This is a genomic window from Clostridium sp. MCC353 (assembly GCF_018785315.1).
GTDB lineage: Bacteria > Bacillota > Clostridia > Lachnospirales > Lachnospiraceae > CHH4-2.
In genome coordinates this window covers 1-311 of sequence record NZ_WQPN01000186.1, presented here as the reverse complement: position 1 = coordinate 311, position 311 = coordinate 1, and the positions used below count along the sequence as shown (strand labels likewise).

Sequence of the window (311 nt, the reverse complement as noted above, 5' to 3'; positions counted from 1 at the left end):
AAAAAATCCGGGAACCGGAAGAAACTGCTGATCTGTGCCAACCGGGAGAACCTGATTGCAGCCATCGACAAGTTCGTCCATTCCTCCCTGATTGAATACGAAGTGATTGCAGTAGTGGAGGTGGGAAAACAAGGGAACCGGGAAGAAATCCGGATCCACCAGATCGAGCAGGGAATCCGGGGCGAACGGATTGTATTGAGCCGGGAAAGCCTGAGGGAGTTTTTAAAGCACCAGGTGATTGATGAGGCGCTGTTATGCCTGCCTTACAGCACCAGGGAAGAAGTGAACGGGTTTATCGTGCGCCTGGAAAC

1 pseudogene is annotated in these 311 nt (G+C 52.1%); it reads left to right on the top strand.

The window, feature by feature from the left end:
• A pseudogene (locus tag GPL15_RS27200) lies at positions 1-311 on the top strand (hypothetical protein); the annotation flags it as partial.